The sequence below is a fragment of the Paraburkholderia sp. EG286B genome (genome assembly GCF_040965655.1).
Classification (GTDB): Bacteria; Pseudomonadota; Gammaproteobacteria; order Burkholderiales; family Burkholderiaceae; genus Paraburkholderia.
In genome coordinates this window covers 1-3,201 of record NZ_JBFRCF010000085.1, presented here as the reverse complement: position 1 = coordinate 3,201, position 3,201 = coordinate 1, and the positions used below count along the sequence as shown (strand labels likewise).

3 protein-coding genes are annotated in these 3,201 nt (G+C 59.1%); all 3 read left to right on the top strand.

Going from position 1 to position 3,201, the window contains the following annotated elements; genetic code table 11:
- Positions 1 to 185 precede the first annotated feature (185 nt).
- The 3 genes from AB4Y42_RS43650 to AB4Y42_RS43640 are packed head-to-tail and all read left to right on the top strand — an operon-like array spanning position 186 to position 3,114.
- Positions 186 to 1,169 carry a site-specific integrase gene (locus tag AB4Y42_RS43650; RefSeq protein WP_368697808.1) on the top strand — a complete coding sequence of 328 codons (984 nt, stop codon included), beginning with the start codon at positions 186 to 188 and terminating at the stop codon, positions 1,167 to 1,169.
- On the top strand, positions 1,166 to 2,119 hold the full coding sequence (locus tag AB4Y42_RS43645; protein WP_368697807.1) for a tyrosine-type recombinase/integrase: 954 nt from the start codon (positions 1,166 to 1,168) through the stop codon (positions 2,117 to 2,119). Before AB4Y42_RS43650 ends, AB4Y42_RS43645 begins: the two co-directional genes overlap by 4 nt.
- Positions 2,116 to 3,114 carry a site-specific integrase gene (locus tag AB4Y42_RS43640; RefSeq protein WP_368697806.1) on the top strand — a complete coding sequence of 333 codons (999 nt, stop codon included), beginning with the start codon at positions 2,116 to 2,118 and terminating at the stop codon, positions 3,112 to 3,114. The genes AB4Y42_RS43645 and AB4Y42_RS43640 overlap by 4 nt, the downstream gene beginning before the upstream one ends.
- The last annotated feature ends 87 nt before the right edge of the window (positions 3,115 to 3,201 follow it).

Genomic DNA, 3,201 nt, shown 5'->3' with positions numbered 1-3,201 from the left:
TAAGCACTTATGCTCTGCAGCGCATAAGGCTGATTAGGCACAGTTCCCGATTACGCTCAGTTCGCGGGCAGGGGCGATTCACTTGGGTTGCTGGGCATTGGTTGTTGCTGTCCGGGACTGGAAACGTCCTCGCATAATCAGAGCAAGCTTCCCCTATCGGCCATCTGGGCCGACAGGAGAAGCTCATGAACAATGCCCCGTCCCTAAATCCGTCAGGTTCCCGAACGCGACGTAAATGCAAGCCGGCGGCGCAGGCAGAAGTGACCGGTACACTCGACTGCTGGGTTGGCGAGTTCGATCATCACCTGTCTCAGGTCGTCGGCCTGGCGCACACGACTCGTCGCGAGTATCTCTTCTTTGTACGGCGGTTTCTGGCGCAGTACTGCCTGGAGGCAGACTATGAGCGGTGGGCCCCGCGCGCCGAATGGCTCACCGCCTTTGTTGGCCAGGAGGCCGAACGGCTTCACGGACACTCGCGCAAGAAGGCCGGGACTGCACTGCGAGCCTGGCTCCGGTATCTGGTGTTTTGCGGCAAGGCTGGCCGTGAGCTCGAAGCCGCGATTCCCTCGATGCCTCAATGGAAGTACGCCTCTCTGCCGGTTTATCTCACTGCAGAGCAGACCGAGCGCGTTCTCGGAGCGGCGCTCGACGGTAGCGCCCACGAGTTGCGCAATCGGGCAATGTTGCTGGTCCTGGCGCGAATGGGTGTTCGAGCCGGCGAGCTCAGACATTTGATGCTCGACGATATCGACTGGATCGAGGGCTGCGTGCGCATTCGTCCAGGGAAGTCTCATCGCGAACGCCGACTTCCCCTGCCTCACGATGCGGGTGAGGCGCTGTGTGCATACCTTCAACGCGGACGTCCCTCCAGTCCCTGCAGGGCGGTGTTCCTGAGCACCAAGGAGCCGTACGGACCCATTCTCGATTCATCTGTCGTGTCGAGAATGGTCCGGCGCGCAATGTATCGTGCCGGCGTGGAGGGCATTCCAGCTGCCGCACATGCGCTGCGCCACACGGCGGCCACCCAGATGGTATGCAGAGGTGCAAGTTTCAAGGAAGTTGCCGACGTGCTGGGACATGTCTCGCTGGGGACGACAGCGATCTACGCGAAGCTTGACCTCGCGACGCTCGCGCACGTAGCCTTGCCGTGGCCGGGAGTACGGTCATGAACGGTCATCCCGAGTTACGTGATCACCTTGACGCTTATCTCGCTGTTCGGGAAGCGCTCGGCTTCAACGATGCGGCCAGAAAGGCGGTACTCAGAAGTTTTATCGAATATGCAATCGCCGCCAACAAGTGGCCAATCGATGCGAGGCTTGCAGTTGATTGGGCATGCGGACCATCGTCTGTCCGCAGCCCCGCCGGACAGGCAAGCCGCCTTTCTACGGCCCGGCGTTTTTTATACTACCTGCGCGCGAGCGTTCCAGAGACGCAGGTTCCTGGAAGCGGATTGCTTGCGCGACCGCGGCGGCATAAACCCTACATCTTCACCCGAGCGGAACTCGCCCCCCTTCTGGAGGCAGCCGCGGCAATGCGGCCTCAGCGCACATTGCGACCGCACGTGTACGTATCGATGATTGGCCTACTGGCCAGCACTGGTATCCGTGCTGGCGAGGCCATTCGATTGACTGTCAACGACGTGCAGCTTGACGCCGATCCGCCGAGGATCTTGATTCTCGAGACCAAGTTTCGCAAGTCGAGAGTCGTGCCTTTGCACCCAACGACCGCCGAGAAGCTGAGAGCCTATTCTTTGCTGCGCCAGAAACTCGGCTACGCAGGACTCTCGGATCTGTTCTTCATGTCCGAGATCGGAACGGCAATCAACCACGGATTCTTCGCCAACTGGTTCACGCGTACCGCTCAGCGGCTCGACATGGTGCCGCCTTCGGGCAACCGGACACCAACGCTACACAGCCTACGCCATACCTTTGCTGTCGAGCGCTTGACGCAATGGTGCCTTGAAGGGGCGCCTGTTCAACAATGGATTCCGAATCTGTCCGTCTATCTCGGGCATGTCAGTCCCGCAGAAACGTACTGGTATCTGACCGCGACGCCAGCGCTGCTGGCTACTGCGGCGGTGACATTTCAGCAGTATGTAAGTCTTGGAGAGAAGTCATGAAGACCACCACCATGATCGGTCCGTTGCTGCAAGGTTTCTTCGTCGAACATCTGCTTGCCCATAAGCACGTCAGCCCACGAACGGTATCGAGCTATCGGGATACGTTCCGTCTGCTGCTCCAGTTTGTTTGGGATAAAACGCGCATAGATCCATCATCACTGCGCCTGTCCGCAATTGATGCGCCCGTGATCCTGTCGTTTCTCGACTACCTTGAAGTTCAGCGGCACAATTCAGCGCGATCGCGCAATGCGAGGCTCGCAGCGATTCACAGCTTTTTCCAATGGGTCGCGCTGTGCGATCCAGAGTCCGTGGGATTGGCCACCCGAGTACTCGCAATTCCGTCGAAGCGGACCGATCGTCGACTCGTGGAGGCGCTCACCCGCGCCGAAATCGATGCACTGCTTGCAGCGCCTGACCGCTCCCTATGGCGCGGACGTCGCGACTACGCGCTGCTACTGACGATGTACAACACCGGCGCACGTGTTTCCGAAATTACCACACTCCGACAGGAGCAAGTCCAGTTCGGCGGCAGTGCGCTGATCAACTTGATGGGCAAGGGACGCAAGGAGAGAAGCATCCCGCTGTGGCCGAACACGGCGCAGGTATTGAAGACGTGGTTCCACGAACTGGAAAGCTCTCACACGCCGCTTGCGTTTCCCAGCCATCGCGGTCGGGAGCTGTCGCGCAACGGCGTCGATTACATCCTCCAGCAGGCCATCGAACTAGCTGGCTCGCAATGTCCGACCCTGATCGCAAAACGAATTTCTCCGCATGTCGTTCGGCATTCGACTGCGATGCATTTGTTGCAGTCGGGTGTCGAAATCAGTCTAATCGCCCTGTGGCTCGGACACGAGAGCATCGAAACGACCCACGTCTACATCGACGCTGATCTGGCAATGAAGGAGCGAGCGCTCGAGAAACTGACACCTGCTGAATCTGCTTCGTTTCGGTTCAAGCCTTCCGATAGCGTGCTCGCCTTCCTTCAGCAGCTCTGATTATCTACAGTTCCGTTGCCGGCGACCCATAGTCCTCGGTCGCCAGCCGTCGAGCTGAGCGTAATCGGGAACTGTGCCTAAAAGCAC